The 26,435-nt window shown below is 71.5% G+C and carries 33 protein-coding genes; 21 read left to right on the top strand and 12 right to left on the bottom strand.

Annotation, left to right across the window (positions count from 1 at the left end):
* The first annotated feature begins 78 nt into the window (after positions 1-78).
* Positions 79-843: an SDR family NAD(P)-dependent oxidoreductase gene (locus tag ACWDRB_RS49435; RefSeq protein ID WP_449906578.1), complete on the top strand. Its 765-nt coding sequence runs from the start codon at positions 79-81 to the stop codon at positions 841-843.
* 11 nt (positions 844-854) lie between these two features.
* Here the strand turns inward: ACWDRB_RS49435 and ACWDRB_RS49430 are convergent, their stop codons facing one another.
* Positions 855-2,117 carry a serine/threonine-protein kinase gene (locus ACWDRB_RS49430; RefSeq protein WP_449906575.1) on the bottom strand — a complete coding sequence of 421 codons (1,263 nt, stop codon included), beginning with the start codon at positions 2,115-2,117 and terminating at the stop codon, positions 855-857.
* A 63-nt stretch (positions 2,118-2,180) separates the two neighbouring features.
* Positions 2,181-2,801: a TetR/AcrR family transcriptional regulator gene (locus ACWDRB_RS49425; RefSeq protein WP_363974990.1), complete on the bottom strand. Its 621-nt coding sequence runs from the start codon at positions 2,799-2,801 to the stop codon at positions 2,181-2,183.
* Between the two features lie 93 nt (positions 2,802-2,894).
* Between ACWDRB_RS49425 and ACWDRB_RS49420 the strand changes: the two genes are divergently transcribed.
* The 4 genes from ACWDRB_RS49420 to ACWDRB_RS49405 are packed head-to-tail and all read left to right on the top strand — an operon-like array spanning position 2,895 to position 5,054.
* Positions 2,895-3,176, top strand: coding sequence for a hypothetical protein (locus ACWDRB_RS49420; RefSeq protein WP_449906572.1), 282 nt, complete (start codon positions 2,895-2,897; stop codon positions 3,174-3,176).
* Between the two features lie 30 nt (positions 3,177-3,206).
* The gene (locus ACWDRB_RS49415) at positions 3,207-4,355 is read left to right on the top strand and encodes a zinc-dependent alcohol dehydrogenase (protein ID WP_449906569.1); all 1,149 of its coding nucleotides are present in this window, start codon (positions 3,207-3,209) and stop codon (positions 4,353-4,355) included.
* A gap of 42 nt (positions 4,356-4,397) precedes the next feature.
* On the top strand, positions 4,398-4,559 hold the full coding sequence (locus ACWDRB_RS49410; RefSeq protein WP_449906566.1) for a hypothetical protein: 162 nt from the start codon (positions 4,398-4,400) through the stop codon (positions 4,557-4,559).
* Between the two features lie 24 nt (positions 4,560-4,583).
* Positions 4,584-5,054 (top strand): tautomerase family protein, encoded by a 471-nt coding sequence (locus ACWDRB_RS49405; RefSeq protein WP_449906563.1) that lies wholly within the window; start codon positions 4,584-4,586, stop codon positions 5,052-5,054.
* A gap of 8 nt (positions 5,055-5,062) precedes the next feature.
* On the opposite strand, the gene ACWDRB_RS49400 is transcribed toward ACWDRB_RS49405, so the two are convergent.
* Positions 5,063-6,250, bottom strand: coding sequence for an ROK family protein (locus ACWDRB_RS49400; protein ID WP_449906560.1), 1,188 nt, complete (start codon positions 6,248-6,250; stop codon positions 5,063-5,065).
* 107 nt (positions 6,251-6,357) lie between these two features.
* On the opposite strand from ACWDRB_RS49400, the gene ACWDRB_RS49395 reads away from it, so the two are divergent.
* Positions 6,358-9,894, top strand: coding sequence for an alpha-N-acetylglucosaminidase TIM-barrel domain-containing protein (locus ACWDRB_RS49395; RefSeq protein WP_449906557.1), 3,537 nt, complete (start codon positions 6,358-6,360; stop codon positions 9,892-9,894).
* Positions 9,895-9,973: 79 nt separating this feature from the next.
* Entirely contained in the window at positions 9,974-10,204 is a 231-nt protein-coding gene (locus ACWDRB_RS49390; RefSeq protein WP_350735747.1) for a hypothetical protein, read from the top strand.
* 78 nt (positions 10,205-10,282) lie between these two features.
* Here the strand turns inward: ACWDRB_RS49390 and ACWDRB_RS49385 are convergent, their stop codons facing one another.
* The 4 genes from ACWDRB_RS49385 to ACWDRB_RS49370 all read right to left on the bottom strand — a co-directional run bounded on the left by ACWDRB_RS49385 (position 10,283) and on the right by ACWDRB_RS49370 (position 11,773).
* Positions 10,283-10,675, bottom strand: a complete 393-nt coding sequence (locus tag ACWDRB_RS49385; protein ID WP_449906554.1) for a DUF3147 family protein — start codon at positions 10,673-10,675, stop codon at positions 10,283-10,285.
* Entirely contained in the window at positions 10,672-11,013 is a 342-nt protein-coding gene (locus ACWDRB_RS49380) for a DUF3147 family protein (protein WP_397370671.1), read from the bottom strand. The genes ACWDRB_RS49385 and ACWDRB_RS49380 overlap by 4 nt, the downstream gene beginning before the upstream one ends.
* A gap of 69 nt (positions 11,014-11,082) precedes the next feature.
* Complete coding sequence (locus ACWDRB_RS49375) at positions 11,083-11,526, bottom strand: glycoside hydrolase family 15 protein (protein ID WP_449906550.1); 444 nt, start codon at positions 11,524-11,526, stop codon at positions 11,083-11,085.
* 79 nt (positions 11,527-11,605) lie between these two features.
* Positions 11,606-11,773 carry a hypothetical protein gene (locus tag ACWDRB_RS49370; RefSeq protein ID WP_449906547.1) on the bottom strand — a complete coding sequence of 56 codons (168 nt, stop codon included), beginning with the start codon at positions 11,771-11,773 and terminating at the stop codon, positions 11,606-11,608.
* Between the two features lie 142 nt (positions 11,774-11,915).
* Here ACWDRB_RS49370 and ACWDRB_RS49365 point away from each other — a divergent pair, with 142 nt between their 5' ends.
* The 12 genes from ACWDRB_RS49365 to ACWDRB_RS49310 all read left to right on the top strand — a co-directional run bounded on the left by ACWDRB_RS49365 (position 11,916) and on the right by ACWDRB_RS49310 (position 18,234).
* Entirely contained in the window at positions 11,916-12,470 is a 555-nt protein-coding gene (locus ACWDRB_RS49365) for an SRPBCC family protein (protein WP_449906544.1), read from the top strand.
* Between the two features lie 109 nt (positions 12,471-12,579).
* Positions 12,580-12,900, top strand: coding sequence for a hypothetical protein (locus tag ACWDRB_RS49360; protein ID WP_449906541.1), 321 nt, complete (start codon positions 12,580-12,582; stop codon positions 12,898-12,900).
* Between the two features lie 263 nt (positions 12,901-13,163).
* Positions 13,164-13,637 (top strand): hypothetical protein, encoded by a 474-nt coding sequence (locus ACWDRB_RS49355; protein WP_449906538.1) that lies wholly within the window; start codon positions 13,164-13,166, stop codon positions 13,635-13,637.
* A gap of 74 nt (positions 13,638-13,711) precedes the next feature.
* The gene (locus ACWDRB_RS49350; protein ID WP_449906535.1) at positions 13,712-14,629 is read left to right on the top strand and encodes an SRPBCC family protein; all 918 of its coding nucleotides are present in this window, start codon (positions 13,712-13,714) and stop codon (positions 14,627-14,629) included.
* A gap of 18 nt (positions 14,630-14,647) precedes the next feature.
* The gene (gene gvpJ, locus ACWDRB_RS49345) at positions 14,648-15,055 is read left to right on the top strand and encodes a gas vesicle protein GvpJ (RefSeq protein ID WP_449906532.1); all 408 of its coding nucleotides are present in this window, start codon (positions 14,648-14,650) and stop codon (positions 15,053-15,055) included.
* Positions 15,056-15,057: 2 nt separating this feature from the next.
* The gene (locus ACWDRB_RS49340) at positions 15,058-15,867 is read left to right on the top strand and encodes a GvpL/GvpF family gas vesicle protein (protein WP_449906529.1); all 810 of its coding nucleotides are present in this window, start codon (positions 15,058-15,060) and stop codon (positions 15,865-15,867) included.
* Entirely contained in the window at positions 15,867-16,127 is a 261-nt protein-coding gene (locus tag ACWDRB_RS49335) for a gas vesicle protein GvpG (protein WP_449906526.1), read from the top strand. The genes ACWDRB_RS49340 and ACWDRB_RS49335 overlap by 1 nt, the downstream gene beginning before the upstream one ends.
* Before the next feature lie 4 nt (positions 16,128-16,131).
* On the top strand, positions 16,132-16,503 hold the full coding sequence (gvpO, locus tag ACWDRB_RS49330; protein ID WP_449906524.1) for a gas vesicle protein GvpO: 372 nt from the start codon (positions 16,132-16,134) through the stop codon (positions 16,501-16,503).
* Positions 16,500-16,919, top strand: a complete 420-nt coding sequence (locus ACWDRB_RS49325) for a gas vesicle protein (RefSeq protein WP_350735718.1) — start codon at positions 16,500-16,502, stop codon at positions 16,917-16,919. The genes gvpO and ACWDRB_RS49325 overlap by 4 nt, the downstream gene beginning before the upstream one ends.
* Entirely contained in the window at positions 16,912-17,688 is a 777-nt protein-coding gene (locus ACWDRB_RS49320) for a GvpL/GvpF family gas vesicle protein (protein WP_449906522.1), read from the top strand. The genes ACWDRB_RS49325 and ACWDRB_RS49320 overlap by 8 nt, the downstream gene beginning before the upstream one ends.
* A complete protein-coding gene (locus ACWDRB_RS49315; protein WP_350735713.1) occupies positions 17,685-17,924 on the top strand; it encodes a gas vesicle protein in 240 nt (79 codons plus the stop codon). Before ACWDRB_RS49320 ends, ACWDRB_RS49315 begins: the two co-directional genes overlap by 4 nt.
* A complete protein-coding gene (locus tag ACWDRB_RS49310; protein ID WP_449906520.1) occupies positions 17,905-18,234 on the top strand; it encodes a gas vesicle protein K in 330 nt (109 codons plus the stop codon). Before ACWDRB_RS49315 ends, ACWDRB_RS49310 begins: the two co-directional genes overlap by 20 nt.
* Positions 18,235-18,306: 72 nt before the next feature.
* Here the strand turns inward: ACWDRB_RS49310 and ACWDRB_RS49305 are convergent, their stop codons facing one another.
* From ACWDRB_RS49305 to ACWDRB_RS49295, 3 genes are all read right to left on the bottom strand, one after another.
* Positions 18,307-18,870, bottom strand: a complete 564-nt coding sequence (locus tag ACWDRB_RS49305; RefSeq protein ID WP_449906517.1) for a hemerythrin domain-containing protein — start codon at positions 18,868-18,870, stop codon at positions 18,307-18,309.
* Between the two features lie 64 nt (positions 18,871-18,934).
* The gene (locus tag ACWDRB_RS49300; RefSeq protein ID WP_449906514.1) at positions 18,935-19,837 is read right to left on the bottom strand and encodes a glycoside hydrolase family 16 protein; all 903 of its coding nucleotides are present in this window, start codon (positions 19,835-19,837) and stop codon (positions 18,935-18,937) included.
* 152 nt (positions 19,838-19,989) lie between these two features.
* Positions 19,990-20,385 (bottom strand): hypothetical protein, encoded by a 396-nt coding sequence (locus tag ACWDRB_RS49295; RefSeq protein WP_350735705.1) that lies wholly within the window; start codon positions 20,383-20,385, stop codon positions 19,990-19,992.
* 166 nt (positions 20,386-20,551) lie between these two features.
* Between ACWDRB_RS49295 and ACWDRB_RS49290 the strand changes: the two genes are divergently transcribed.
* Positions 20,552-22,672: a hypothetical protein gene (locus ACWDRB_RS49290; RefSeq protein ID WP_449906511.1), complete on the top strand. Its 2,121-nt coding sequence runs from the start codon at positions 20,552-20,554 to the stop codon at positions 22,670-22,672.
* Positions 22,673-22,674: 2 nt separating this feature from the next.
* Here ACWDRB_RS49290 and ACWDRB_RS49285 read toward each other — a convergent pair whose 3' ends face one another.
* Both ACWDRB_RS49285 and ACWDRB_RS49280 read right to left on the bottom strand, forming a co-directional pair.
* The gene (locus tag ACWDRB_RS49285; RefSeq protein WP_449906509.1) at positions 22,675-24,003 is read right to left on the bottom strand and encodes a hypothetical protein; all 1,329 of its coding nucleotides are present in this window, start codon (positions 24,001-24,003) and stop codon (positions 22,675-22,677) included.
* A 17-nt stretch (positions 24,004-24,020) separates the two neighbouring features.
* Positions 24,021-24,314 carry a hypothetical protein gene (locus ACWDRB_RS49280; RefSeq protein WP_449906506.1) on the bottom strand — a complete coding sequence of 98 codons (294 nt, stop codon included), beginning with the start codon at positions 24,312-24,314 and terminating at the stop codon, positions 24,021-24,023.
* A gap of 172 nt (positions 24,315-24,486) precedes the next feature.
* On the opposite strand from ACWDRB_RS49280, the gene ACWDRB_RS49275 reads away from it, so the two are divergent.
* Positions 24,487-26,271: a cellulase family glycosylhydrolase gene (locus ACWDRB_RS49275; RefSeq protein ID WP_449906503.1), complete on the top strand. Its 1,785-nt coding sequence runs from the start codon at positions 24,487-24,489 to the stop codon at positions 26,269-26,271.
* Positions 26,272-26,435: the final 164 nt, after the last annotated feature.

Below are 26,435 nucleotides of genomic sequence, written 5' to 3'. Positions count from 1 at the left end.
GCCGCCCCGAGATCGGGTCCGGCGGGCGGCGGAGTAATCTGCGAGGTGAATCACGAACGTGGCTGACGGAGGGCTTCCATGGCGGATCGGCTGAACGGCACCGTGGCGCTGATCACGGGAGCGTCGAGCGGCATCGGGGCCGCGACCGGGCTGGCGCTGGCCGCCCAGGGAGCCACCGTGGCGCTGGTGGCCAGGCGGGCCGATCGCCTGGAGGAGCTGGCCGACCAGATCCGCGGCAAGGGCGGGACCGCGCTGACGCTCGTGGCCGACGTCGGCGACGAACGGCAGGCCAAGGAGGTCGTGGAGCGCACCGCGACCGAGCTCGGACGGCTGGACACCCTGGTCAACAATGCCGGGGTGATGCTGCTCGGCCCGGCCGCCGACGCGCCGCTCGAAGAGTGGCAGCGCATGGTGCAGGTCAACGTGCTCGGCGTGCTCTACTGCGCGCACGCCGCGCTGCCCTACCTGGTACGGGCCGCCGCCGACGGCCCCCGCCAGGTGGCCGACATGGTGAACATCAGCTCGGTGGCCGGGCGGGTGGCACGCAGCGGCAGCGGGGTCTACAACCTCACCAAACACGGCGTTGGGGCATTCAGCGAGTCGCTGCGTCAGGAGTTCGCCGGGCGGCACGTCCGGGTGTCGCTGGTCGAGCCGGGAGCGGTGGAGACCGAGCTGACCGGCCACAACCGCCCGCAGATCCAGGAGCAGATCAAGCAGCGGTTCTCCTCGGTGGAGCGCATGCAGGCCGAGGACATCGCCGACGCGATCAGCTACATCGTGACCAGGCCCCGTCGCGTCGCGATCAACGAATTGCTGGTGCGCCCCACCGAGCAGGAGGGCTGAGCGCCCCCTGATCATCCGGCCGGCCAGGTGAACCTGTTCGACACGACTCGTTCCCCGTCCGGCCCTTCGGCGACGATCCACACCTTCTGGCCGGTCGCGTTGCACGGGAACCGGTCGTCCGTGTGCTGCTCGCCGTTCTCGTCGCTGGTGAGCGTCGCTCCAGGGTTGAACGCCCCCCAGTTGTCGGTGTACGGCCGGAAGACGTACTTCGTGTTCGGCTTGAGGCCGGTGGCCCGGAACTCGACGAAGGCGCAGTTCTTCCGGCAACTGCCATAGGTCGTCGAGGGGCCTTTGGACACGATGATCCCCGCCTTTTCGCGGGGCGAGCCGGGTGTCGAGACCGGCGGGGGAGGGGTGGGGCGATCGTCGCGGTCGGCGAGCCAGGCGGTCCCGGTCGCGGCCAGCGCCAGGGCGGCGGCCCCCGCGGTGATCGTCGGCCACCGGCGCCTGGCGACATCGCGGGTCCGCCGCCACAGCGAGGGCGGGTCGGCGATGTCGCGCAGCGCGTCGCGGGCTCCGGCCGCGGCCGGCCGCCGGCCCGGCTCGCTCTGGAGCATCGCCGTCAGCACCGGGCGCAGCGGCCCGATGTCCGCGCTCATCTCGATGACGCCGTGGTGCGCCGCCCATCCCACCGTTCGCCGGTCGTCGTCGGGTACGCCTTCGCCGTGGGCCCAGGGGCGAGGGGGATTCCCGGCGACCAGCGCGTAGACGGTGGCGCCGAGCGAGAACACGTCGGAGGCTGGGTCCGGGCGGCCGCCGATGAGCTCGGGTCCGGCGTAGTCGGGCGTGTAGGAGATCGGGCGCTCGGGCGAGATCGTCTCCACGCCGCCGATCCGCCGCGCGGCGTCGAAGTCGGTCAGTTTCGCCAACCCCTCGGCGTCCATGACGATGTTGGCGGGCTTCACGTCGCAATGGATCAGCCCTTTGCGGTGCAGCGCCGTCAGCGCGTCGGCGATCTGCGCGCCGATGCGGGCCGCCTCCTGGGGTGAGAACCTCCTGCCCGACAGGCTTCCGGCCGGCACCCGCTCCATGACCAGCCAGGTGCCGGCCCGAGGACCGTCGTCCACGGTCAGGACGTCGTGGACGGTGACGATGTGGGGATGGACGAGCTTGGCGAGAGCGCGGGCCTCACCCGAATGGGTGCGCTTGAGCACGACGGGGAGGTCCAGCTCCTCGTCATGGGCGAACAGCACCTCGGCCCTGCCCTCGGCGACGGTCGCCCCCCGCTCCACCCGGAATCGCGCGCCAAGTCCTTCGTCTCCGTTCAGCCGCAATGCGTCCGCCTCCACCGTGACCGCGACGTGCTCGTACCAGGGCGAAGCATCCCAGAACTATCGTCACTCGCGGTAGGTCGTTCGCTCGCCAGAGTGACAAGGGCCGCCGGTCGCGTGCCGGACCAGTGCTTCGAGCTGGGCGGTGACGTCGTCGAGGGGACGGATGTCGCGTTGGGCGCGGCACATCGCCACCGTGCCCTCCGTCGCCGCCACGATCAGGGTGGCCAGCTGGGCGGCCTGGGCCTGGCCGGCGCCGTGGTCGCGCAGTGACGCGGCGAGCATCCGTTCCCACGTGCCGAACACCTCGGCGGCCGCGTCGATCGCCTCGGGAGGGCCGTCAGCGGGGGGCTCTTCGACCGCGACGGCCAGGACGGGGCAGCCGGCGCGGAAGTCGCTGTCGAGGACGGTCTGCCGCCACAAGGTCAGGAACGCGCGCAGACCGGCCGCCGGGCCGGCCCGAAGCTCCCGCTCCAGGACCCGCGTGACCAGGTCGCCGGCGAAGCGGACCGCCTCGGCGGCCAGCTGCTGCTTGCCGCGCGGGAAGTAGTGGTAGGTGGAGCCGAGGGGCGCGCCGGAGTGCGCGGCCAGATCCCGGACCGTGCTCCCGGCCAGGCCGCGCCGCCGGATCAGGTCGGCCGCGCCGAAGATGATCCGCTCCCGTGACCGCGGTTCCCGCTGTGCCATGTAGTACCCCAGGTTGATTATGACGTGCGTTATAGCCTACCGTGAGCAGCGGTTATAACGACCGTCATAACTTCTCCTCCCAGGAGGTGTCTCATGCCGATGATCCAGCTCACCGCCCCGTCCGGGGCGCTGACCGACCAGGGCCGGGCAGAGGTTCAGCGGGAGCTCGCGCGGGCGCTGCTGCGCTGGGAGGGTGCCCCGGACACGGCGTTCTTCCGCGCCCAGGCGTGGAGCTACCTGATCGAGCTGCCCGCGCGGGCGCAGACCACCGCCGAGGACGACCTGCCGCGCTTCCGCGTCGACGTCACCGTCCCGGAGGGGGCGCTGTCGGACCGGCGCAAGAGCGGCCTGGCCAAGGACGCCACGGATGCGTGAGGCCGCGGCGGTCGGTCCGCGAGCGCGGCGATGACCCCCGGCAGCGTGCGCGAACTCGTCTTCCTGCGCAGCGGCCGCCTCGCCTGGCGCGAACGTGCCACCCCTCGACCGGCCGAGCCGGGCGACGCCGTCGTCCGCCCGTTCCTGGCCGGCCGCTGCGACGGCGACACTCTCCCGATCCACCGGCCGGTCTCACGAGCGCTGCAGGCGGGGATGGCGCTCGGCCTGGTGGACCCGATCGTGGCTTCCATCTGCGGGAAGATCCCCTTCCAGGGGCCCTTCCCGATCGGTCACGAGTGCGTCGCCGAAGTCGTCGCCGTCGGGCCCGGGGTGCGGCGGATCCGGATCGGCCAGACCGTCGTCGTCCCCTGGGCGGTCTCCTGCGGCACCTGCCCCCGCTGCCTGGCCGGGCTCACCTCCAAATGCGCCACCACCACCCGAGGCACCCGCGGCACCCTCGCCGCCTATGGCTTCGGCCCCGCCAGCGGCCCGTGGGGCGGCATGGTCACCGACCGGATCCGCGTCCCCCACGCCGACCACATGCTCGTCCCCGTCCCGGACGGCGTTCCGCCGCTCCGCGTCGCCGCGGCCAGCGACAACCTCGCCGACGCCTGGCGGACGGTCGTCCCGCCGCTCGCCCGCCGCGAAGGCGCGAAGGTGCTCATCCTCGGCGGCGGCGCCAAGAGCATCGGTCTGTACGCCGCCGGGCTCGCCGTCGCCCACGGCGCCGCGACCGTCCACTACCTCGACGACGCCCCCGGGCGGCGCCAGATCGCCGAATCCTTCGGCGCCGAGGCCCGTCCACTGTCCGGCCCCGTCCGCGGCACGTACGACATCGTCGTCGAGGCCACCTCACGAGCCCCGGGCCTGCGCCGGGCGCTCGCCGCGACGGCTCCCGGCGGCGTGTGCACCGCGGTGGGCTACTACCTGGCGACCGGCACCCGCGTCCCCCTCATGCGCATGTACGCCACCGACACCACCCTCCGGGTAGGCGTCTCCCACGCCCGCGCCTCTCTCCCCGACCTCCTGGAGTTCGTCCACCGCACCGGCTTCCCCGCCGAACGCGTCATCACCCTGCTCGCGGACTGGGACGACGCCCCCACGGCCTATGCCGCCCGTACCACCAAACTCGTCCTGGCCCGCGACCCGCTCCCGACCGGAAACGGGCCCACACCATGATCAACCTGCACCACGCCCACCACCGACGAGCGGGAAACCGTCGTGGGACGGCTGCGCGCCATGGGCGTCTCGGTCACCGGCATCCGCCGCGAACCCACCGCCCGCTACGCCATGGCCGAGGGCCCCGACCGGCTCCTGCTGGAGATCTTCCAACCCGACCCCGCGACCCTGCCCCCGGAGCTGCGGGCCTATTTCGCCCTTTGAGGACGACCGTCACAGGAGGAAACGATGACAGTGATCACGGTGACCGCGCCGCAGGGACGGCTCAGCGTCGAGCAGCGGCGCGCGCTGGCCCGGACGCTGACCGACGCGGTCCTGGTGCCGGAGGTCGGGCAGCTCGCGCCGGCCGCCAGGGTGGGCTTCCAGGTCCACTTCGTGGAGCGCGCACCCGACATGATGGCGATCGGCGGCACCCTGCTCGCCGACGCCGAGCAGGACGTGATGGTCGTCGACGTGGCGGTCATGGACGCCGACTGGCGGCGCGAGGTGCGCGCCGAGGCCATCGAACGCATCCTGGCGGCGCTGGCCGAGGCGTGCGGCCTGCCGGCCCCGTCCCCGGCGTGGTGGGTGAACTTCCGGGTGATCGAGGACGGCAGCTGGGCCTCGGGCGGGCGCGTCCTGTCGATCCTCGACCTGCTCGACACCGGGGTCTTCACCGAGGAACGCGCCAAGGCGGTGCGCGCGGCGCTGTCGTCCTGACGGCGAGGTCAGCAGCCGGCCAGGGTGTCGCGCCACACCTCGTCCAGAGCCAGCTGGATCGCGCCCGTGAGCACGGTGCCCTCGGCCAGCTCCGACAGCTCCACGCTCGGTGGGGTGAGGGTCAGGTCCGCAAGGTGCCGTGCGATGGCGTCCAGTAGGACCGCGCCGGCGCGGGCGATGCCGCCGCCGATCACGATCGCGTGCGGCGACAGCACGAGGACGGCGGGGGCGATCGCCTCGGCGAAGACGGCGGCGACCCGGTCGACGACCTCCACGGCCATCGGGTCGCCGTCGGCGGCGGCCGCGAAGACGGCGGCCGCGTCCGTCGCGCGGGCGAGCCCGGACTCCGGATGGCCCGCGGCGCGGCGGCGGGCGAGATCGACGATCGCCTCGGCGCCGATCGCGCGCTCCAGCGGCCCGCGGCCGTCCCCGGCCGGGTCGGGGAGGTCGCCGATCGGACGGATGAAGCCGATCTCGCCGGCCTGGCCCGCGCCCCGGTGCAGCCGCCCGTCGATGACGACCCCGGCTCCGAGCCGCTCGCCCCACTGAACCGCGAGCAGGGTGCCCGCGCCGGTGTGCTGCCGGACGGCCGCCAGCGCGGCCAGGTTCGCGTCGTTCTCCACCGTGACCGCGCACCTGAAACGAGCGCGCAGGCGGCCGGCGAGGTCGATCTCCGGCCAGCCCGGCACACTCGGGGCGAACAGCACCCGGCCGGTGGCCACCTCGACGATGCCCGGGGTCGCCGCGGTGACCGCCGCGATCTGCTCGGCGGCCAGGCCGGCCGCCGCCAGAGCCGCACCCGTCGCCTCGTCGACCGCCTCGAGCAGGTGCCGAGCACCACGACGGCCGACCGGCCGGCGGATCAGCGCGAGGCGCTCACCGGCCAGGTCGGCGATCCCCGCCGTCACGGTGTGCGGGCCGACGTCCAGGGCGAGCACGGGCGCCGCCCGGCCGTTCAGCGAGAACCGGGTCGCCGGTCTGCCCACCGTGGCCTGCTGCGGTGCGACCTGCCGCAACCAGCCGGCGGCCAGCAGATCCTCCACCGCCTGGGCGACCGTCGGGCGGGTGAGCTCGGTCAGCCGGGCGAGTTCGGCCACCCGTACGGGCTCCGGCGCGCGCCGCCGGACCGCGTTGAGCACCGCCGCCCGGTTCATCCTCCGCAGGACCGGTGTGCCCGCCGGCCGCTCCTCCGTCATCAACGCCCCTCTTGACCTTCTGTCGTCTCCGGCTGACTATATTTCGCAGAGACTTTACGAAAAGTCTTTACATAATAGGTTCGCCCTCCCGGAGGTGGCCGCCCCCCATGACACCGCAGATCTCCGCCGCCCCGTTACCGCGCCGACGGCGACCGCTCCTGGCGGCGCTCGCCGTCCTGCTCACGATGCTCGCCGCCCCGTTCGCCGCCCAGCCCCCAGCGGCGGCCGGCACCCCCGCGCAGGAGGCGTCCGCCCGGCTCGACGCCCCGGCGGCGCAGGCCCTGGAACGGCTGATCGGGACCTCGCGCGCCAGGCAGGTCACTCTGCGCGCGATCGACAAGGGCACGGGCCGGGACCGGTTCGAGGTGTACGCCGAGAACGGCCGCCTCGTCGTCGCCGGCACGACGCCCGCGGTGCAGCTGACCGGCTTCGGCCACTACCTGCGCCAGGTGGCGCACGCCGACGTCTCGATCAACGGCTCCCAGGTGGACCTGCCCCAGCGCCTCCCGCTGCCCGCGGCCCCCATCGCCAAGGACTCCTCGGTGGACCATCGCTTCGCCCTCAACGACACCAACCAGGGCTATGCGGGGGCGTATCTGAGCTGGCCGGAGTGGCAGCGGCGGATCGACGTCCTCGCGCTGCACGGCATCAACGAAGTGCTCGTCTACGAGGGCCAGGAGGCGGTCTACCAGCGCACCTTCATGGAGTTCGGCTACTCCGACCAGCAGATGCGCGAGTGGATCCCGCAGCCGGGTCACCAGTCCTGGTGGCTGCTGCAGAACATGTGCTGCACCGACAGCCCGATCTCCCAGCAACTCATCGACCGGCGGATCGAACTCGGCCGCAAGATGGCCGACCGCCTGCGTTCCCTGGGCATGGTCCCCGTGCTGCCCGGCTATTTCGGCACCGTGCCGACCGACTTCAAGGTCCGCAACCCGGGCGCCAACACCGTCCCGCAGGGCACCTGGAACCAGCTCGAACGCCCCCACTGGCTCGACCCGACCGATCCGGTCTTCGCGCGCGTCGCCGCCACGTTCTACCGGGTGCAGACCGAGCTGTTCGGGCCCAGCACGATGTACAAGATGGACCTGCTGCACGAGGGCGGCACGGCCGGCACGGTCAACGTCGCGCAGGCGTCGCAGGCGGTGCAGCGGGCACTGAACGACGCCCACCCCGACGCGCTCTGGACGATCCTGGGCTGGCAGAGCAACCCGCTCCCGGCGACGCTCCAGGCCATCGACCGGACCAAGATGTTCATCGTCGACGGCATCAGCGAGGAATCCGGCATCACCGACCGGGACAAGGACTTCCTCGGCACCGGGTACGCGTTCGGCACCATCTGGAACTTCGGCGGCCACTTCAACCTCGGCGCCCGCCTGACGCTGTGGAACCAGAAGTTCCACGCCTGGCGCGGCAAGTCCGGCACGGCCATGAACGGCATCGCGCTGATGCCGGAGGCCATCGACAACAACCCGGCCGCGGTCGCGTTCTTCACCGACCTGCCGTGGCAGGACGGCCCGGTCGACATGCGGCAGTGGTTCGACGACTACGCCACCGCCCGGTACGGCGGCGACGATCCGCACGCCAAGGCGGCCTGGCGGATCCTCCTCGACACCGTCTACAGCTGGCCCGCCGGCGCCGACAGCCGGCACGTCACCGGCCTGTACGACGACGAGCCCGGCCTGGCCAACACCGGCTACCCGCTGCAGTACGACATCGCCGCCTTCGACAAGGCACTCGACGAGCTGCTCCAGGTCGACCGGCGCCTGCGCGGCTCCGGCGCCTACCGCTACGACCTCGTCGACGTCGCCCGGCAGGTGCTGGCCAACCACAGCCGACTGCAGCTCCCCAAGATCCGCGCCGCCTACCGCGCCAAGGATCTCGACCGTTTCGAGCGCCTCACCGGCCAGTGGATGGACCGGATGCGGCTGATGGACCGGCTGCTCGGCACCGACGAGAACTTCCTGCTCGGCACGTGGCAGAAGGAGGCCCGACGGCAGGCCGCCACCCCGGCCGAGGCGGCGACCCTCGACTACAACCTCAAGTCGCTGGTCACGCTCTGGGCCTCCGGCGCCCGCCTGCAGGACTACGCCCGCAGGGAGATGAACGGTCTCGTCGGGCAGTACTACGCCAAGCGGTGGCAGCTGTTCTTCGACAGCCTGAAGACCGCGCTGCGCTCGGGCAAGGACTATCCCGAGCCGATCGACTGGATGGCCGTCGCCCAGGACTGGGCCAAGGCCGGCACCAAGCTCGCCTCCGAGCCGCGCGGCGACGCCTATGCCGAGGCGAGCCGGGTGGCCGCGCTGCCCGACGGCGCGGTGATCGTCGGGGCCGACCGCAAGGGCGTCAAGCCGGGCGGGACCGTGCAGGTCACCGCCGTGTTCACCAACGACAACACGCTGCGGCCCACCGACCGGGTGACGCTCCAGCTCAGCGCCCCGCGCGGATACCAGGTGCGGGCGACCTCGCCGACCCGCGCGGACCACGTCGCACCGCGCGACAAGCTCACCGCGACGTGGACGGTGACCGTTCCCGCCGGCGAGGCCCCGGGCGGTACCCCGGCGCTGGACGTCACCGCCTCCTGGCGCTCCGACGACGCCGAACAGCGGGACACGGCCTCGACCCGCCTGCTGGTCGCCGGAGCCGCGCCCGCGTCGTACCGGACGATGAGCAACACGCAGGCCGAGTTCGCTCCCACCGGCGACGGGATCGCGATCGCGGCGGGCGGCGCGGACCTGTGGCGGGAGACCAACGAGCTGGCCACCGCCTACCGCGCGGACGCGCTGGCCGACGGGCAGCAGCTCGTCAGCACGGTGCTGCGCCAGGACGGCGCGTCGGACTGGACCCGGTCCGGGCTGGTGGTGAGCGACGACCTGGCCACCCCCGGCTCCACCGGCTACGCGAACATCGCCGTCACTCCAGGCCACGGCTGCGTGTTCAGCTGGGATTCCGACGGCAACGGGCAGCTCGACTCGTACGCGGAGGTGGGCGGGTTCGCGCCGCCCGTACACGTGCGCGTCGGCAGGTCCGGCGACCGGCTCACCGGCTCCTGCAGCGGCGACGGCAGGAACTGGGCGGTGATCGGGGCGGCCCGCGTCCCGGGCGCCGGCGCCACGCTCGACGCCGGGCTGTTCACCAGCGCGGCCAACCGGGACACCGGTCAGCAGGCCATCGCCGTGCTGACCGATCCCGCGCCGGCCCCGTCGACCGCCCGCGACGGCGCGCAGGACACCCTGCAGAGCCTCCGCAAGCCGGTCACGGCGCTGAGGTGGGAGCCGAACCGGGGCCCCGAGCACGCGAACGACGGCAGCCGGGCCAACTCGCCGTACTTCGCCGGCCAGATGACCTGGGACACGACCTGGTGGCAGGTCGATCTCGGGACGGTCGACGACGTCTCGCGCGTCAACGTGCGCAACTACGTCGGGGGCGGGCGCTACTACGAGTACCGGCTGGAGGGCAGCCTCGACGGCGTCACCTGGTACACCCTCGGCGGACGCCGCGGCCCCCGGGCCGCGACCGACGCCGGGGACACGATGACCACCGAGGCGAAGGCCCGGTACGTACGGGTGATCGGCACGCACAACACCGCCAACCTGTCGTTCCACCTCACCGAGGTCAGCGTGTACGGGACGCCGGCGCAATGATATTGACAGGGCACGTGATCCGGAGAGAATAAAGTTCGGTCGCGTTGCTTGAAGTTCACGTGCTCCTGGAGGGACCTTCGTGAGAGTTAAGCAGGGGATTGTCGCGGCGACGATGATCGCCGCCATGCTCGCCGTCGGCTCGACGCCGGCTCATGCCATTCCGCCACCTCCGCCGGGAGGCGACAACCTCACGGTCCTCAGTTACTACGCCGGGGACACGCTCGTCGGACAGCGCTGGTTCGGGTGCAGTCAGTCGGGCCAGTGGGGGTCGCTGGAGGGCCAGCTGAAAGTCACCTGGACACCCTGCTGAACACCCGCTGAACACCCGCTGAACATGGAGCGGCCTGGCCGGCGTACGGCCAGGCCGCTCCCACGTCCGGCTGACGGCTCATCGGCCGCGGCGGGCGCCGAACGCCAGGTACAGCAGACCCGCGACGACCGCCCAGGCCACGGTGGCCACCGCCAGGACAAGCGGCGCGGGCAGCCAGGTCGCCAGCGCCCACACGCACGCGGCGAAGGCGATCATGCCCGTCGCGCCCAGCACCGCGCCGCGGGCGTCCTGGGCGGCCGGGTCGCGCCGATGCTCCTCCTCCTCGATGAGGGTCAGCGTGGCCGCGAGGATGGCGGGGAAGGCCAGGAACACTCCCCCCGCCACAGGTCCCCAGCGCAGCCCGACCAGGCCGGCGGCCACGGAGACGATCGCCCCGAAGGCGAAGCGCACCACCATCCCGCCTACCGGCGTGTCCCGCAGCTTGGCCGGCTGCAGCCGGATCGCGTTCATGTGATCAGCGCCCAGCCCGCGCCGGCGACGGCCGCCCACACCACGAGCGCCGTCAGCGAGCCCGCGAAGGCGCCCAGACGGCGTACGAGCGGCACGGCCGCCGCGCAGTAGGCCACCAGCGCGACAGATCCGGCGATCATGCCGAGCGCGGACTCGTCGAGCTGGTGTTCGCCCTCGTGCAGCACGGTGATGGTCATCCCGGCCAGGGCCACGGCGGGGGCGGCGGCGAAGATGCCGGCGAACCGCTTGGGCGTCAGCATCTCGCCGATCACCGCGAAGACCATCACGAGCAGGCCGCCGAGCAACCCGCGTCCTACGATCCACCACACCTCGCTCATCAGCGGCCCCTCTCGCCGTTCCGCTGCCCGCCGGCCGATCCGGTAACCCCCGATGAGGTAAAGGCCGTCTCACTCGTTCGGGCGGGCGGCGCATTCGAGGAGCAGCGCGTGGACGAAGGCCTGCGGGAGGTTGCCGCGCATCTGCCGCTGCGTCACGTCGTACTCCTCGGCCAGCAGGCCCGCCGGGCCGCACGCGGCGCGGTTGCGCTCGAACCAGCGCAGCGCGGTCGGCAGGTCGCCCTGCTGGTAGGCGGCGAGCGCGACGAGGAATCCGCAGAGCAGGAACGCGCCTTCGGTCTCCCCGAGCGGCCGGTCGTCGTGCCGGAACCGGTAGGCGTACCCGTCTTCGGTGAGGGCGGCCAGGTACGCGTTCAGCGTGCGCTTGCTGCGCGGGTCCTCGGCGGGGACGGCGCCGCGGATCGCGGGCAGCAGCAGCGCGCCGTCGATGCGGGGGTCGTCGGGCGCCCGCTGCCAGCGCCCCGAGGGTGACGCCGACGCGATCGGCGTGGTCAAGAAGGGGCTCAAGACCAAGGCCCAGGAACTGTTCACCCGCGGCAAGGGCTGAGCCGCCCGGCCGGCGCGCGTTCTGCGGTCAGAACCAATATCGTCGGCCGCCGACCGGACGGCCGATGGAGCCCAGGACGAGCAGGATCACGCCGATGACGAGCAGGATGGCGCCGATCGTGTAGAGCAGCGAGATGCCGAGCAGCCATCCCAGGAGCAGCAGGATGATGCCGATGATGATCATAATTTCACCCATCCCGATACGTTGATTTTGTCGAAAACTCGGCTACCCGAGGTGTACGCGGTAAACGTTCACGGTGCCGAGGGGCGCATGGCCGAACGGTGACCGTCGAACGGTTGACGTTAACCGTGATCCAGGGCGGGCAGGGGGCGGGGCCATGAGCACGATCGAGTACTCCCTAGACGTCAAGGTCCCGATCCGCGTCGCCTACAACCAGTGGACGCAGTTCGAGACGTTCCCCGAATTCATGGAAGGGGTGGAGTCGGTCAAGCAGCACACCGACACCCGCGCCACCTGGCTGGCCGAGATCGCCGGGGTGAAGCGCGAGTTCGAGACGGAGATCACCGAGCAGCACCCCGACGAGCGCGTCGCCTGGCACACGCTCGACAAGCCCCACCACGCCGGCGTCGTCACCTTCCACCGCCTCGACGACACCACCACCCGCGTCACCCTCCAGATGGAGTACGACCCCGAGGGCTTCGTCGAGACCGCCGGAGACTGGCTCCAGATCGTCCGCATGCGCGTACAGGGCGACCTGCGCCGCTTCAAGGACTACATCGAGACCCGCGGCAGCGAGACCGGCGCCTGGCGCGGCAGCGTGCCGCCCCAGCACGCCGGCGACGCGGTCCCCCGGCCCGATGCGCCGCTGCCGGGGACCGGCACGCCGTCGCCGCGCCCCGGCTATCCGCCGCCCACGCGGCCCGGCCTGTAACCCACGCGGCCGCGCGTCCCGCCCGGGAGGCGCGGCCTGTTCGTTTCGTGGCTTTCAGCTGGGTAGATGGCGAACACGCCAACCGCGAACATCGGGCAAAGGGGGAAACATGCCTCGCGGATCAAGCCGGAAACGGGAACGACAGTACGAGCACATCAAGAACAGCGCCAAGAAGCGGGGCGAAAGCACCATGCGGGCCAAGGAGATCGCCGCCCGGACCGTGAACAAGGAACGCGCCAGGGCCGGTGAGTCTCGGACCGCCAGCCGTACCTCGACTCAGGACATCTCCTCGAGCCGGCGCGGAGGGCTGCGCTCGCATTCCGGAGCGGGCGGCCGTACGCGGGATCAGCTCTACGAGGAGGCCAGGCGCCGCAACATCAAGGGCCGCTCCAAGATGAGCAAGGCACAGTTGGAGAAGGCTCTCGGTTAGCCGGACGCCCTGCCGGGGAGTTGCGGCCCCCCGCAGTGTTCCGGCAGGGCGTCAACCGTGCCGCTCCAGGCGCCGAAGCCGGTCGGCACCCGTCCCTCCACCCTGATCGTGATCGCGTGATGCGTCCGCGTATGGCCATGTTCACGTAGGGCAATCGTTGCTCGCTGAACGAAGGTATGTCCATTTGTGGGGTTTATGTGTTTCCGTATCCCCTTCACGGACAGGGTGGGACCGATCGGGCAGCCGAGTGAGGGGGGCTGGTCATGAAGCACAGGTGCCGAGTGGCGCTGGCTCTGGCCGCAGGTTACTACCTTGGCCGGCGTCGCAAACTGCGCTGGGCGGCCGCCTTGGCGGCGGCCGGGGTGGCCGGCGCGTTGCGGCAGAGCAATGGCGGGGGCAGTCTCCTGGGGCAGGGGCTGAAGATTCTCGGCTCGTCTCCGGAGATCGAACAGCTCACCGGCAGGCTGCGCGGAGAACTGCTTGAGGTCGGCAAGGCGGCCGCCGTCGCCGCGACGAGCAGGCAGATCGACTCCCTGACCGAGAAGCTGCACGGGCGAGCCGAGTCGATCCGGCAGGCGGGACGCCCGCGTGCCGCGGAGGAAGAGCCGGAAGGCGAGGAAGAGTACGGCGAGGATTCGTACGACGAGGAGCCTCCGGAGGAGGAGAAGCCCCGCGTACGGCGGCCGAGAGCCGGGCGGGTCCCGTCCGTCCCGCCTGTGAGCAGAGGGCGGAGGTGAGATCCATGGCGCAGGAGAGCAAGGCCGGGCCGGTCCAGAAGGTCGCCCAGGAGGTGCTGCCGAAGGCTCTCCTCATGGAGGGCGCGCAGAAGCTGGTCCAGGCTCTGGTGGAGCGGGCGCTGTCGTCTCTCACCGATCGGCTCGAAGGCATGACCGGCAGGCTCAGCGAATACGTGGAGGGCGGCGGAACCGGGCTGTTGAGAGCCGTCACCGGATCGGAGGGCGGTCCCGGGAAAATCATCGGGAAATCGCTGCTGGCCGGGGCGGGAGAAGCCGTCAAGGAGACGATTCGAGGACTGGGGAAGAAGGGGAAAAAGGGCGGGAAAGAGCGCGTCGTCAATATCGTCGAATGGATGGACGTGGGTGCCCCGATCCGGGTCGTCTACAACACGTGGACCCAGTTCGAGAATTTCCCGGGCTACATGAAAAAAGTGGAGCACGTCGACCAGGAATCCGATCAGAAGGTCAACTGGAAGGCGCAGGTCCTCTGGTCTCACCGGGCCTGGGAGTCGCACATCGTCGAGCAGGTGCCCGACCGGCGGATCATCTGGCGGTCGAAGGGGCCCAAGGGCTACGTCGACGGCGCGGTGACCTTCCACGCCATCACCCCCGATCTCACCCGCATCCTGATCGTCCTGGAGTATCACCCGCAGGGCGTGGTCGAGCACGTCGGCAACATCTGGCGGGCGCAGGGCAGGCGGGCGCGCCTGGAGTTCAAGCTCTTCCAGCGGCACGTGATGACGCAGACCCTGCTGCATCCGGAAGAGGCGGAGGACGGCGGCTGGCGTGGCGTGATCCACGACGGAAAGGTGGTCAAGACGCACGAGGAGGAGCCGGAAGAGGAGGAAGCGGAAAAGGAAGAGAGAACCCGTCGCTGCGCCGAGACCGGCAGGGGCCAGGGCGCCCGGCGTCCGGTGCGACGGCGTCCCGCGGAAGAGGAGGAAGAGCCCCGGCGGCCGGTTCGCCGCAGGGTGGCGACCCGACGCGGGTGACGCTCGAGGAGCGAGGAAATGACTGTACAACCCGCGGCGGGCGGAATGGCGGAACGTCCGACCCCGACGGGTCTGGCGGACGTGATCGACACGATCCTCGACAAGGGACTGGTGATCGACGCCTACGTCCGGGTCTCACTGATCGGCATCGAGATTCTGACCGTCGACGCGCGCATCGTGATCGCCAGCGTCGACACGTACCTGCGCTTCGCCGAGGCCGTGAACCGGCTGGATCTCGCCGAACAGAGCCAGGGGCTGCCGGAGGTCATGCAGGAGATGAAGGGCGGCCAGATCGGCGACAGGACCAAGGACATCACGCAAGGGGTGCTGGAGGCCGCAGGGGACAAGCTGCACGAGCTGGTCGGCGACCTCACCGAGGACTCCGAACGCCGGCCCGCCCGGCGTAGCCGGAGGGAGGAAGGCTGACCATGGCCGAGTCTGTCGGCACCGTTCCCTCCTCGGCCGAGGAGGAGCGCACACCCCTGGATCGGGACCTCAGCACTTACGTCTACGGGATCGTTCCTGAGGACGTCCAGGTCTCCGACGAGGCGCGCGGCGTGGGCGCCGCCCCCGTGCGCCTCGTACGGCACGGCAAGATCGGCGCCCTGGTGAGCGAGGTGGCGGTCACCGGCCCGCTGGGCACGCCCGACGACCTCGTGGCGCACCAGCAGCTGCTGGACGCCACCGCGGCCGAGGTCCCCGTGCTTCCCCTCCGGTTCGGCGCGGTGCTGACGAACCGGGAAGCGGTGGTGGACGAGCTGCTGGTCCCGCATCACGACGAGTTCCTCGCCGCCCTCGACGAGTTGGAGGGACGGGCCGAGTTCGTCGTCAAGGGACGCTACGACGAGCGGGCGGTGCTCATGGAGGTGCTGAACGAGAACGTCGAGGCGGCCCAGCTGCGCGACGAGTTCCGGGGCAAGCCCGAGGCCGCGACCAGGGAGGCGCGCATCCGGCTGGGTGAGGTCGTCAACCAGGCGGTCAGCGCCAAACGGGAGGCCGACACCGAGGCCGTCCTCGACCGGCTCGCCCCGCTCAGCGTCTTCACCGTCGTACGCGAGCCGTCCCACGAGCGGGACGCCGTCCACCTGGCGCTCCTGGTCGAGAGCGACCGCCGGGGCGCGCTGGAGGAGGCCGTGGAGGAGTACTCCCGGCTGTGGGCGGGACGGATCGAGCTGCAGTTGCACGGCCCGCTGGCGCCGTACGACTTCGTGGTGAGCGCCGGGGAGGGCGGCGGCTGATGGGCCTGCTCAGCCTCGTCTTCGGCTGGCCGCTGGCGCCGCTGCGCGGCGTGATCCGGCTCGGTGAGCTGATCCAGGAAGAGGTCGAGCGCGAGCTGCGCGATCCGACGGTGGTCAGGCACCGGCTGGAGGAGATCGAGGAGTCCCGGGCCGCCGGCCTGATCTCCGAGGAGGAGGCCCTGGAGACGCAGGAGGTCCTGCAGGGGATGATGGGCGGCCCCGGTCCGGTCGAGCCGGCGCGGCGGGACGAGGGGAGGTGATCCTGTGCCTGAGAGGCGAAGGTCTCGCGAGGAGGGGGTTCCGCCGCTGGCGCGTTCGAGAGACCCCGCCCGCGACACCGCCGAACGGCCGAAGCGCCGCCCTCGTGGCCTGTCCGCCGTGACCGCGGGCGGGTTCGGGTTGCAGCACATCGCGGACCTGACCGGCAGGGAGACGGAGGGCGTGACCCGGGTGAAACCCGAGGACGACGGGTGGCTGGTCAACGTCGAGGTCGTCGAGGACCGCCGCGTCCCTTCCTCCGGCGACATCCTCGCACTCTACGAGGCCGAGCTGGACACGGAGGGCGATCTGCTCTCCTACCGGAGGCTGCGGCGTTACCGGCGTGGCAGCGGCGACTACGTGGAGGAGTCGCGATGACCGAGCAGTACCGGCCGGGGGTCGTGGGACGCCAGTCCTACCCGTCCTCGGTGTCCTCGGGTCGCGAACCGGCCAACCTGGGCGACATCCTCGAACGGGTCCTCGACCGGGGCGTGGTGATCGCCGGGGACATCCGCGTGAACCTGCTGGACATCGAGCTGCTCACGATCAAGCTGCGGCTGATCATCGCCTCGGTCGACACCGCCAGGGAGATGGGCATCGACTGGTGGGAGCACGATCCCTGGCTCACCGGCAAGGACAAGGCCCTCGTCGAGGAGAACCGCCGGCTGCGCGACCGGATCGCGGCCCTGGAGGAGGGCCGGCCGCGGCGCCGTGCCATCGAGCCGATCGAGGGCGAGATCGAGGTCGAGGAGGTCGAGGAGCGGCCGGTCAGAAGGGGACAGCGCGGTGGATGACGCCGGTACGTATCTCTACGCCGTGGCGAGCGACGTGGCCGTCCCCTGCCCGGAGGGCCTGAAGGGGGTGGCCGGCCGGGACGTGCGGGCCATCGCCGAGTCCGGCCTGGTCGCGTACGTGAGCACCGTCCCGCTGGACCAGTTCGGCGAGGAGCCGCTGCGGCGATCCATGGAGGACCTCGACTGGCTGGGCGCGACCGCCCACGCCCACCACCGCGTGGTGGAGGCGGTGGCGCGGCTGGGGCCGGTCGCGCCGGTGCGCCTCGTCACGGTCTACAGCGGCGAGGAGCAGGTCCGCCGCCTGCTGGAGGAACGGCACGACGACTTCGCCGACACGCTCACCCGCGTCGCGGGCCGGCAGGAATGGGGGGTGAAGGCGTACGTGGTGAAGACCGCGACCGCCCCGGTGGCGCCCGAGACGAGCGACCAGGAGCCGGCCAGTCCCGGCACCGCCTACCTCAAGCGGCGCCAGGCGAGCCTGCGCACCCGCGAGGAGTCGTGGCGGGACGCGGGGGCGCGGGCCGAGCGCATCCACGACGTCCTCAGGTGCGTCGCGGTCGCGAGCCGGCGGCATCGGGCGCAGGACCCGCAGCTTTCCGGCAGGGACGAGTGGATGGTCCTCAACGGCGCCTACCTGGTCGACGAGGAGCGCGCCGAGGAGTTCGCGCGGACCCTGGACGACCTGCGCGGGCAGGGGATCGAGCTGGAGCTCACCGGCCCCTGGGCGCCCTACTCGTTCACGGTTCTGGAGGAGGGAGGCCCGCGATGACCCACGACGCGCCACCGCGCGGCGCCGTCCTGGCCGCGGAGGAGCGCCTGCCGGCGGAGCGGGTGGCGCTGGTCGACCTGCTGGACCGGCTGCTGGCCGGCGGCGTTGTGGTGAGCGGAGATCTCGTCCTGTCCATCGCGGACATCGACCTGGTACGCATCTCCGTCCGCGCGCTGATCATGTCGGTGCGCGAATCCGACACTTTCGGGGGCGTCGATGGCGAGCTCTGGAGATGAGCCGGCCACCCGGGTTCGGGAGGCGCGATCCAGCCGCCTGCGCATCGAAGCCGACCGGGAAGCGGTCGAACGTGACCTGTCGTGCCTCGTCCTCACCCTGGTCGAGCTCGTGCGCCAGCTGGTGGAGCGGCAGTGCGTGCGGCGGATGGAGCAGGGCGACCTGTCGGACGAGCAGGTCGAGGTGCTGGGCGTGACGTTGATGCGGCTCGAGGAGGCCATGACGGAGCTGTGCGAGCGCTTCGACCTGTCTCCGGCCGACCTGAACCTCGACCTCGGGCCGCTCGGCACACTCCTCCCCGAGGACCGCTGACCCGGCTCAGGGGACGCTCTCCCGCCGGCGAGATACCGTCCCCAGGCCGACGGGCCTGGGGACGGATTCACTTCAGGAGCGGCCCCGGCCGGTGAGGGCGTCGCGGATGCGATCCACCAGCCCCGTCCCCGCCGCCGGCAGCTTGTTGGCCGGAGGGGTGTCGGGCGCCGACGGATGCGGCCGGGTGGGAGCCGTCTTCTTGGCCCGCTGCACCTTGGCCCCGAGTTCCCTCAGCTCCTCGGGCGCGCAGGCCTCGCGCAACCGCGGGAACAGATCGTTCTCCTCTTCGCGGACGTGGGCGCGGATCTGGCTCATCAGCAGGTCCGTGGTGGGCCAGAACTCGGCGTCGCCCGGCTCCAGCCCTTCGAGCCGCTTCATGGTCTCCTCGGCGTCGGCGTGCTCGGAGATCTCCTGATCGGCCAGCTTGGCGCCGCCTGAGACGTGCTCGCGGACGGCCGGGTACAGGTATTGCTCCTCGGCGACCGAGTGCCGTACCAGTTCGATGACCACCTGCTCGGTCAGAGTCTTGGGCTCCTCGCCGATCGCACCCCTCATGTGGTCGAGCTCGGAGAACATCCGCTCGACCTCACGGTGGTCGGTGACCAGGACCTCGATCACATCTTGCTGCGTGTTCATGCGAGCCTCCTCTCGCGGCCCACATTCCCGCTGACAGCGGCCGAAACCTGTGACGGCCCGGCTGTCACCAGGCGCGCGTCCGCCCGAACCACACGTTGCGGGCGCGGAAGAAGGTGTCGCCGTCGGGACCGGGCCGCTGGTCGGCCCAGCCGGCGTCGCCCTCCTCGATGTTGGAGGCGTAGGAGCCCATCTGCAGGTTGATGATGAGCGTCTGCGCGACACCGGCCCAGCCGTAGCCGGTGTGGGTGTCCACGTAATTTCCGTCGAAGTAGTAGTCGAGCTTGACGTCGTCGCCGCTCTTGTACATCCAGACCCGATATTTGTGAAACCCGTCGGGGTTGTCGACGGGCATCTCGGAACGCTGGTAGGTCGCTCCGCCGGCTGTCTTGTAGTACGTGTTGAAGAAGTTGACGGCCTTGCCCTGCTCGTTGACGCCGACGTATTCCAGGATGTCGGTCTCCGGCGGCCATTCCGGCCAGGTGCCGGTGGTCCAGAAAGCCGGCCAGATGCCCGGCCCGGTCTGCGTCCGGAACTCGCCCTCGATGTCGTACTCGGGGAACTGGTCGTTGACGATGATCTGCTGCTTGGCGTGGATGGCCCCGGAGCGGTACCACAGGGGGGCGTGCGGGGGCTGCGGGCTCGTCCCGGGCGAGGTGGACAGCCTGGTCGCCGTCAAGGTCAGTACGCCTTGGCTGAGGGAGACCTGGGCGGCCTCCATGCGCGCGGCGCCATTGTGGGTGTCGGGGTCGCTGTCCCAGGGATAAAGGTAATTCCACGCCGCGTTGAAGGCCGTTTGACTGTTGAAGGAGGTTTTCTCGACGAGATTCTCCCAGGTGGCCGCGCTACGGCCGGCGCGGGTAGCGGCTGCCTGGGCGTCGGCGGGGATGAGTGAAAGCCCCAGGCCCATGCCGCCGGCTGCCGCCGCCGAGGTCAAGAATGTACGCCGATTGATTTCCTGATCGGACATTTCTTCCTTACGCGGGGATGAGAAGTGCGGGAATGCCGGATCGGCCCTTAATCGGGTTAATGATCATGGTCGGGCGGACTCAGTATGCCCCATGGGCCGCCACGTCCGCCACCGCCCCGCGGGCCTGAGGCCTCGCCTCTGCCCCTACGTCCTCACCGCCGGTCGGGCGGACCTGGCGTGCCGATGTTGATGGAGCCGGAGATGTCACCGGCCTGGATGACCGTGCCGGTGATGCGCGCGTCGCCGCCGATGGTGTTGCTGACGTCGTGCTTGTACTGAAGGAGCCGGGCCGTCTCACCGGCCCAGTCAGCCAGCGATCGCTGGAACTCGGCGTCCGCGTGCGCGTGGTCCACCAGGACCCGCGTCGTCTCCTCCGGTGACCTCGTGTCAGCCTGCTCCAAGGCGGCCGTGACGGCGGCATCCGTGCCGAACCGCCGCCGCACGAGGGCCGTCAGCGAGCCCCACGCGCTCTTGCCGGCCTCGCCCGCGGCGCCTCCGACGATGGCGGAGACCACCGCCGTCAGGGTGGCGATGACACTCGGATCCATCGCTCCTCTTTCGCGTGTGAGAGGTGTCCTTCGAGCGTAGATCCACACCGGGGCCGAGCGCGCACGGCACGGGCACTCATGCCGATCGGTTATGGCTTCCCTGTGCGTATCCGAGAGTCCCGGCCGACGGGGAACACTCCTGAATCGTGACCGGCGAAGAGCGTTCATGGGCGAGGCGGGCGTGGTGAGCGCCGAAGGGGGCGGAATTGTCCGCAATGAGCTCTCCGGGCAGGTGACCGGTGCGGTGGTGCAGGCCGCGGACGTCGGTGTCATCAACATCGCCGCAGCGCCCGCCATGCCCGCCGCTCCCGTCCGGGTCCCCCGGCAGGTGCCCGCGGAGCCGCCCGGCTTCGTCAACAGGACGCTCGAGCTGTCGTTGCTCGACCGGCACCTCGCCGACGGGCCCGCCGTGGCGGTCGTCTGCGGGCTGAAGGGAGTCGGCACGAGCGCCGTCGGGCGGCGCTGGGCCCACCAGGCGCGGGAGCGCTTCGGCGACGGCCAGCTCTACGTGGATCTCGGAGCGTTGCGGCACGGCGGGGCGACCGGGGTGAGCGACGCCCTCGCCGCCTTCCTGCGGGCGCTCGGCGTCCACGAGAGCTGGATCCCGGAGGGGCTGCCGGAGCGGGCGGCGATGTTCCGCTCGATGACGGCGGGGTCGCGGCTGCTCGTGCTGGTGGACGGCGCGGAGCACGCCGCGGAGGTGACGCCGCTGTGCCCGGCCTCGCCCGGCAGCGCCGTGGTGGTGACCAGCCACCGTCAGCTGCGCGGGCTGCTCGCCGAGGGCGCGGTGCCCGTCACGGTCGGCCCGCTGGATGCCGAGCAGGGGCTGCGGCTGCTGACCGGGATGCTCGGGGAGGAACGAGTCGGCGGGCAGCGTACGCACGCCGTCGAGCTGGTGCGGCTGTGCGGCGGGCTGCCGATCGCCCTGCGGATGGCCGGCGCGCAGCTGCTGCGGCACCCGGCGTGGTCGGTCGAGCGGCTGATCCGCGACCTGGCCGAGGCCGGACGGCGTCTCGACCGGGCGGCCACGGAGGGCGGGGTGTCCATGGACGCGTTCTTCGAGGCTGTCTATGAGGGATTGCCGGAAGGCGCCGCCCGGCTCTACCGGCTGCTCGGCGTGCTGCCCGGCAGCGCGTTCAGCCCGGGGCTGGCCGCCGCCGTGCTGGACGACGAGCCGGATCAGGCGCTGGACCTGCTGCTCGACGCGCATCTGGTGGAGGAGTTCGCGCAGGACCGTTACCGGATGCACGACCTCGTCCGCCTGCACGCGGCCCGTCGTGCGCGCAGCGCGGAGCCGCCCGAGGCGCGGGAGTCGGCGCTGCGGCGGGCGGCGGAGTGGTATCTGGCCGGGGCGGCCGCCGCCGACGCCGCGATGGGCAGGCGGTTGCGGCTGGCCGACCATAGCGAGCGCGCGGGGTGGTCGTTCGCCTCGCGCGGTGAAGCCCTCGACTGGCTCGACGCCGAACGCGCCGACCTGCTGGCGGTGCTGCGCGCCGCCGCCGCGCGCGAGTGGGACGAGATCGTCTGGCAGCTGGCCGAAGCGCTCTGGCCGCTGCACCACGATCGCGGCTATCACGCCGACTGCGCCGAGGCCAACGCTCTGGGGGTGGAAGCCGCGCTCCGCCTGGAGGCTCCCGCCGTGGAGGCCAGGATGCGCAACCAGTTGGCGCGTGCCCAGCTGATGCTCGGTGAGCTCGACCAGGCTCGGGATCAGCTCGTACGGGCCCGGCGAGCGGCCCGCGCGTCCGGCGACCCGAGGATGGAGGCGGTGATCCTGGAGTCGCTGGGCCGGGCCGCCCTCGTCCAGGCGGAGCCCGACGCCGCCGCCGAGAGCTTCGCCGCGGCCTCGGTCATCCACGAGCGGGCGGGCAACGGCCGAGGGGTCGGCATGCAGCAGTACCACCTCGGGCTCGCTCACCTGGACGCCGGCCGGCACGGGGAAGCGGCGGCCGCCCTCGGCCGCGCCCTGCCCCTCATGGTCGCCGCCGGAGACGCGCTCAGCCAGGGGCGGATCCACCTGGAGCTGGCCAGGGCCCAACGCGGGCTCGGACGCCGTGCCGACGCGATCCGGTCGGCGCGGACCGCCGCGGAGATCACGCGCGAGTGCCGGGTGCCGGTGAAGGAGACCCAGGCGTGGGAGCTCCTGGCGGAGCTGGCCGAGGACGGCGGCGACCGCGAGGAGGCGGCGGACTGCCTGCGGCGGGCCCTGACGGTCTGCCTGGCCTCGGGCAACCTGCCCAGGGCCGAGACGTTGCGCGCCCGCCTGGCCGCCGTGGACCGACCCTGATCTCAGGCGTCACAGTTGACGACCACCTGCCGGTCGCCCACCCGGACGGTGATCCCGGAGCGGAGATCCTCCTGGCTCCGGCCCCGCACGAGCCAGCCGTACACCGCGGACGGCAGGCAGCGGAGGTCAGGATCGCCGCCGCTGGCCGGCGTGGTGCCGACCCGTAGCCGTTCTCCGTCCCTCAACGTCAGGTCGACCGACCGGTCGCCGACGATCTCGGCCGCCATGAAGCAGCCGGGGTAGCGTCGCAGCGTCTCCTGAGCCCAGCCCGGCCGCGTTTCCCGGCCGACCACGATCGCGGCGTTCTCCAGCAGCCGCGGGTTCACCTCCTCGGCGTCCACGACCAGATGCGGGTCACGCACCTGGTCGCCGGGTCGGCGCTCCAGGACGGCGGGATATCGGCGGACGGTCACGCAGTCGCCGCCGACCACCGCCTCCACCTCGAAGGAGAGCACCTCGCCGCGCTCGGGCAGCGGCTCGGCGAGTGGCCGGGCGGTCGCGGGCGCGGCGGGCTCGGGCAGCTCCATCATCCGGTACGCCAGGCGCCGCAGCAGGCCGTCCGCCTGGCCGGGCATGCCGAGGGTACGTCTAGTCACGTCGTCGTGCGGACCGTGGGCCGCCATGACCTGCTCGATCTGCGGCAGGACGGCTCCGGCCGGGTCCAGCCGGGGCAGGGTCCCGGACAGCAGGGCCGTGGGGGAGCCGGGGTCGAGCTCCTCGGCCTCGCGTCCGGAGGAGGCCAGGAGCGCCGGGCGGCCCAGGGCGGCGCCGTAGAAGGTGACGGAGCCGTGATCGCCCACGATGACGTCCGACGCCACGAGCGCGGCCTGCCAGCCCTGCTGCGGCGGGAGCACCAGCAGGCCGCCGTCGCGGGCGTCGGCCAGCCACAGGCGTAGCTGCAGGCCGCCGTGGCCGAACCAGGCGTTGGGGTGTGCCGCCAGCACGACCTGGTATTCGTCGACGGGGAGCTCGGCCACCAGCCGGGCCGCGAGGTCGCCGTTCGCGCCGAGCAGGGAATGCGCGCCCCACGTCGAGCTGACCAGCACCAGCTTGCGGTGCGGGCCCACCCCCAGAGCCCGCCGGTAGCGGTCACGCCGGGCGAGATTGGCCCGGATCCGGTCGAACACCAGGTCACCGACCACCACGGCCCGCGCGACCGCCTCCGGGCAGTCCCGCTCCAGCCGTGACAGTTGCTCGTGATGCGACAGGGCGATGGCCGCCGGCACGATCCTGCCCTCGTGGACGAGCTGGCGCCGCGCCAGCCCCGAGACCCCGCTCTCGGGGCCGTCCGCCGGGCTGAGGAGCCGGTTGTACCCGGCACCGTGCGGCACCACCCACAGCGGGGGCTTCAGCCCGGGGCGGCGAGGTGGAACGGCGTCTCCACGGCCTGCGACCAGGGCACGGTCCGCGCCTGGACGCCGCGCAGGTAGTCACCGCGCCGTCGTCGAAGGCCGAGCCGGCCGCGACCGTGAACACCACCCGCACGCGAGGGTCGGACCGGAACAACCGGCAGGATCTCCAGCAGCCGGCCGGCCGAGGTCACCGTACGCGCCACCGGGAGGACGGTGCGGCAAGAGCCGACCGTGCGCCACCGGGCAGCCTCGTCCCCGACCGGCACGCGCAGCCAACGCTCGCCGCTCATGAGATCACACTGTATCCCCACCGGTCAGGATGAAAGTTTCAGCAGCGTTCGCCGCCTTATTCAAGGTCGGCGCGGCTGCCCTGTCCCCGGCACCGGGCGCGTTCTTGCGCAGCGGACTCGTCGGGAAGAACGTTTGGGAGCGCTCCCATTCATAAAGTCACGGAGAACCCCCATGTCCATTCACCGGAACTCGTGGCGCAGAGCCTTGTCGGCCGCGGCCGCCGTGCTGCTCGCCGGATTCGGTCTCGCCGCCGCGCAGACCGCTGCCGAGGCCGCCGCGTCGTGTTCGGCCACCTACTCCAAGGTCTGGGACAACGGCAGCGCCTTCGGCGCCAACATCAACGTCACCAACACCGGTGACCCGTTGACCAAGTGGTCGTTGAGCTTCGACTTCCCCGACAACCAGGTGATCACCCAGATGTGGGAGGGCGTGCCGACCCCGGCCACACCCACCCCGGCGGGTGCGGCCGTCACCGTCAACCCGACCACCTACAACGCCGCCAAGCCCACCGGGGCGACGTGGACCGTCGGCTTCAACGGCACGTACACCGGCGCCAACAACCCGCCGCCCAGCGTCTCGTGCGTCGGCAACGGCAACGGAGGCCCGCAGCAGCAGGCTCTGGTGGTCTCCTCGACCAGCGTGAGCGTGCCCGAGGGCGGGACCGCGAGCTACACGGTCCGCCTGCAGTCCCAGCCGACCGGCAACGTGACGGTCACCAGCACCGCGGGCACCGGCGACAGCGACATCACCGTGAGCGCCGGCGCCTCCCTGACCTTCACCACGGCCAACTGGAGCACCCCGCAGACCGTGACGCTCCGCGCGGCACAGGACACCGACCGGCTCAACGGCACCCGGCCCATCAGCGTCGCCTCCTCCGGCCTGACCACGGTCACGGTCAACGCCACCGAGGCCGATGACGACGACGGCACCAACCTCCCGGCGCCGATCCTGCGCGTCTCCGGGAACAAGCTGGTCGCCGGCAACGGCAACACCTACCGGCTGCTCGGCGTCAACCGGGCCAGCGGCGAGTTCGCCTGCGTGCAGGGCAAGGGCATGTGGGACAGCGGCCCGGTGGACAAGGCCTCGATCGACGCCATGAAGGCGTGGAACATCCACGCGGTCCGGATCCCGCTGAACGAGGAGTGCTGGATCGGCACCAACGGTTCGCCCAGCGGCGCCGCGTACCAGCAGAACGTCAAGGACTACGTGAACCTGCTGGTGAACAACGGCGTCACGCCGATCGTGGAGATGCACTGGAACTACGGCCAGTACACCGGTCAGGGCGCCGGCTGCTCCGACACCGCGGCGACCTGCCAGAAGCCGATGCCCGACGCGCAGTACGCGCCCACGTTCTGGACCGGCGTGGCCAACGCGTTCAAGGGCAACAACGCGGTCGTCTTCGACCTGTTCAACGAGCCCTACCCGGACGCCGCGGCGAACTGGAACGCGACCGCCGGCTGGACCTGCTGGCGCGACGGCGGCACCTGCACCGGCATCAGCTACCAGGTGGCCGGCATGCAGTCGCTGGTCAACGCCGTACGCGCCACCGGCGCCACCAACGTGATCATGCTCGGCGGCCTGGCCTGGTCCAACGACCTGAGCCAGTGGCTGACCTACAAGCCGACCGACCCGGCCGGCAACCTCATGGCCGCCTGGCACACGTACAACTTCAACACCTGCTCCAACGTCTCCTGCTGGAACAGCCAGGTCGGCGCCGTGGCCGCGCAGGTGCCCGTGCACGCCGGCGAGATCGGGCAGAACTCCTGCGCCCACGACTACATCGACCAGGTGATGGCCTGGGCCGACGCGCACGGCGTCGGATACACCGCCTGGACCTGGAACCCGTGGGGCTGCAGCCAGGGCAACGTCCTCATCACCGACTACAACGGCACCCCGACCAGCACGTACGGCGAGGGCTTCAAGGCACACCTGCTCACCCAGAACCCCTACTCTTGAACTCCTCTCCACCGTTAACAGTGGAGATTCTTCCCGTCACCCTCAAGTGCGGGGGTTCGCGCTTCACCGACCTGGGCAACCCCGAGTCTCCACGCGCTGTCACCGCCGTTCCGGCGGCCTAGCTGTACCGACAAGGACACGATCTCCCGATGGGCTTGGCTATC

It is taken from the genome of Nonomuraea sp. NPDC003707, assembly GCF_053587055.1.
The sequence above is the reverse complement of the archived record's forward strand: the minus strand, read 5'-3'. Positions and strand labels throughout refer to the sequence as shown.

Coding starts and splice junctions, on each gene's coding strand:
- ACWDRB_RS49340 (WP_449906529.1), top strand. CDS start 15,058: ATGGCCGAGTCTGTCGGCACCGTTCCCTCCTCGGCCGAGGAGGAGCGC.
- ACWDRB_RS49315 (WP_350735713.1), top strand. CDS start 17,685: ATGACCCACGACGCGCCACCGCGCGGCGCCGTCCTGGCCGCGGAGGAG.
- ACWDRB_RS49275 (WP_449906503.1), top strand. CDS start 24,487: ATGTCCATTCACCGGAACTCGTGGCGCAGAGCCTTGTCGGCCGCGGCC.
- ACWDRB_RS49380 (WP_397370671.1), bottom strand. CDS start 11,013: ATGAGCGAGGTGTGGTGGATCGTAGGACGCGGGTTGCTCGGCGGCCTG.
- ACWDRB_RS49395 (WP_449906557.1), top strand. CDS start 6,358: ATGACACCGCAGATCTCCGCCGCCCCGTTACCGCGCCGACGGCGACCG.
- ACWDRB_RS49355 (WP_449906538.1), top strand. CDS start 13,164: ATGAAGCACAGGTGCCGAGTGGCGCTGGCTCTGGCCGCAGGTTACTAC.
- ACWDRB_RS49290 (WP_449906511.1), top strand. CDS start 20,552: ATGGGCGAGGCGGGCGTGGTGAGCGCCGAAGGGGGCGGAATTGTCCGC.
- ACWDRB_RS49310 (WP_449906520.1), top strand. CDS start 17,905: ATGGCGAGCTCTGGAGATGAGCCGGCCACCCGGGTTCGGGAGGCGCGA.
- ACWDRB_RS49400 (WP_449906560.1), bottom strand. CDS start 6,250: ATGACGGAGGAGCGGCCGGCGGGCACACCGGTCCTGCGGAGGATGAAC.
- ACWDRB_RS49295 (WP_350735705.1), bottom strand. CDS start 20,385: ATGGATCCGAGTGTCATCGCCACCCTGACGGCGGTGGTCTCCGCCATC.
- ACWDRB_RS49305 (WP_449906517.1), bottom strand. CDS start 18,870: ATGAACACGCAGCAAGATGTGATCGAGGTCCTGGTCACCGACCACCGT.
- ACWDRB_RS49415 (WP_449906569.1), top strand. CDS start 3,207: ATGACCCCCGGCAGCGTGCGCGAACTCGTCTTCCTGCGCAGCGGCCGC.
- ACWDRB_RS49425 (WP_363974990.1), bottom strand. CDS start 2,801: ATGGCACAGCGGGAACCGCGGTCACGGGAGCGGATCATCTTCGGCGCG.
- ACWDRB_RS49360 (WP_449906541.1), top strand. CDS start 12,580: ATGCCTCGCGGATCAAGCCGGAAACGGGAACGACAGTACGAGCACATC.
- ACWDRB_RS49385 (WP_449906554.1), bottom strand. CDS start 10,675: ATGAACGCGATCCGGCTGCAGCCGGCCAAGCTGCGGGACACGCCGGTA.
- ACWDRB_RS49350 (WP_449906535.1), top strand. CDS start 13,712: ATGGAGGGCGCGCAGAAGCTGGTCCAGGCTCTGGTGGAGCGGGCGCTG.
- ACWDRB_RS49435 (WP_449906578.1), top strand. CDS start 79: ATGGCGGATCGGCTGAACGGCACCGTGGCGCTGATCACGGGAGCGTCG.
- ACWDRB_RS49325 (WP_350735718.1), top strand. CDS start 16,500: ATGACCGAGCAGTACCGGCCGGGGGTCGTGGGACGCCAGTCCTACCCG.
- ACWDRB_RS49365 (WP_449906544.1), top strand. CDS start 11,916: ATGAGCACGATCGAGTACTCCCTAGACGTCAAGGTCCCGATCCGCGTC.
- ACWDRB_RS49335 (WP_449906526.1), top strand. CDS start 15,867: ATGGGCCTGCTCAGCCTCGTCTTCGGCTGGCCGCTGGCGCCGCTGCGC.
- ACWDRB_RS49370 (WP_449906547.1), bottom strand. CDS start 11,773: ATGGGTGAAATTATGATCATCATCGGCATCATCCTGCTGCTCCTGGGA.
- gvpJ (WP_449906532.1), top strand. CDS start 14,648: ATGACTGTACAACCCGCGGCGGGCGGAATGGCGGAACGTCCGACCCCG.
- ACWDRB_RS49300 (WP_449906514.1), bottom strand. CDS start 19,837: ATGTCCGATCAGGAAATCAATCGGCGTACATTCTTGACCTCGGCGGCG.
- ACWDRB_RS49420 (WP_449906572.1), top strand. CDS start 2,895: ATGCCGATGATCCAGCTCACCGCCCCGTCCGGGGCGCTGACCGACCAG.
- ACWDRB_RS49405 (WP_449906563.1), top strand. CDS start 4,584: ATGACAGTGATCACGGTGACCGCGCCGCAGGGACGGCTCAGCGTCGAG.
- ACWDRB_RS49280 (WP_449906506.1), bottom strand. CDS start 24,314: ATGAGCGGCGAGCGTTGGCTGCGCGTGCCGGTCGGGGACGAGGCTGCC.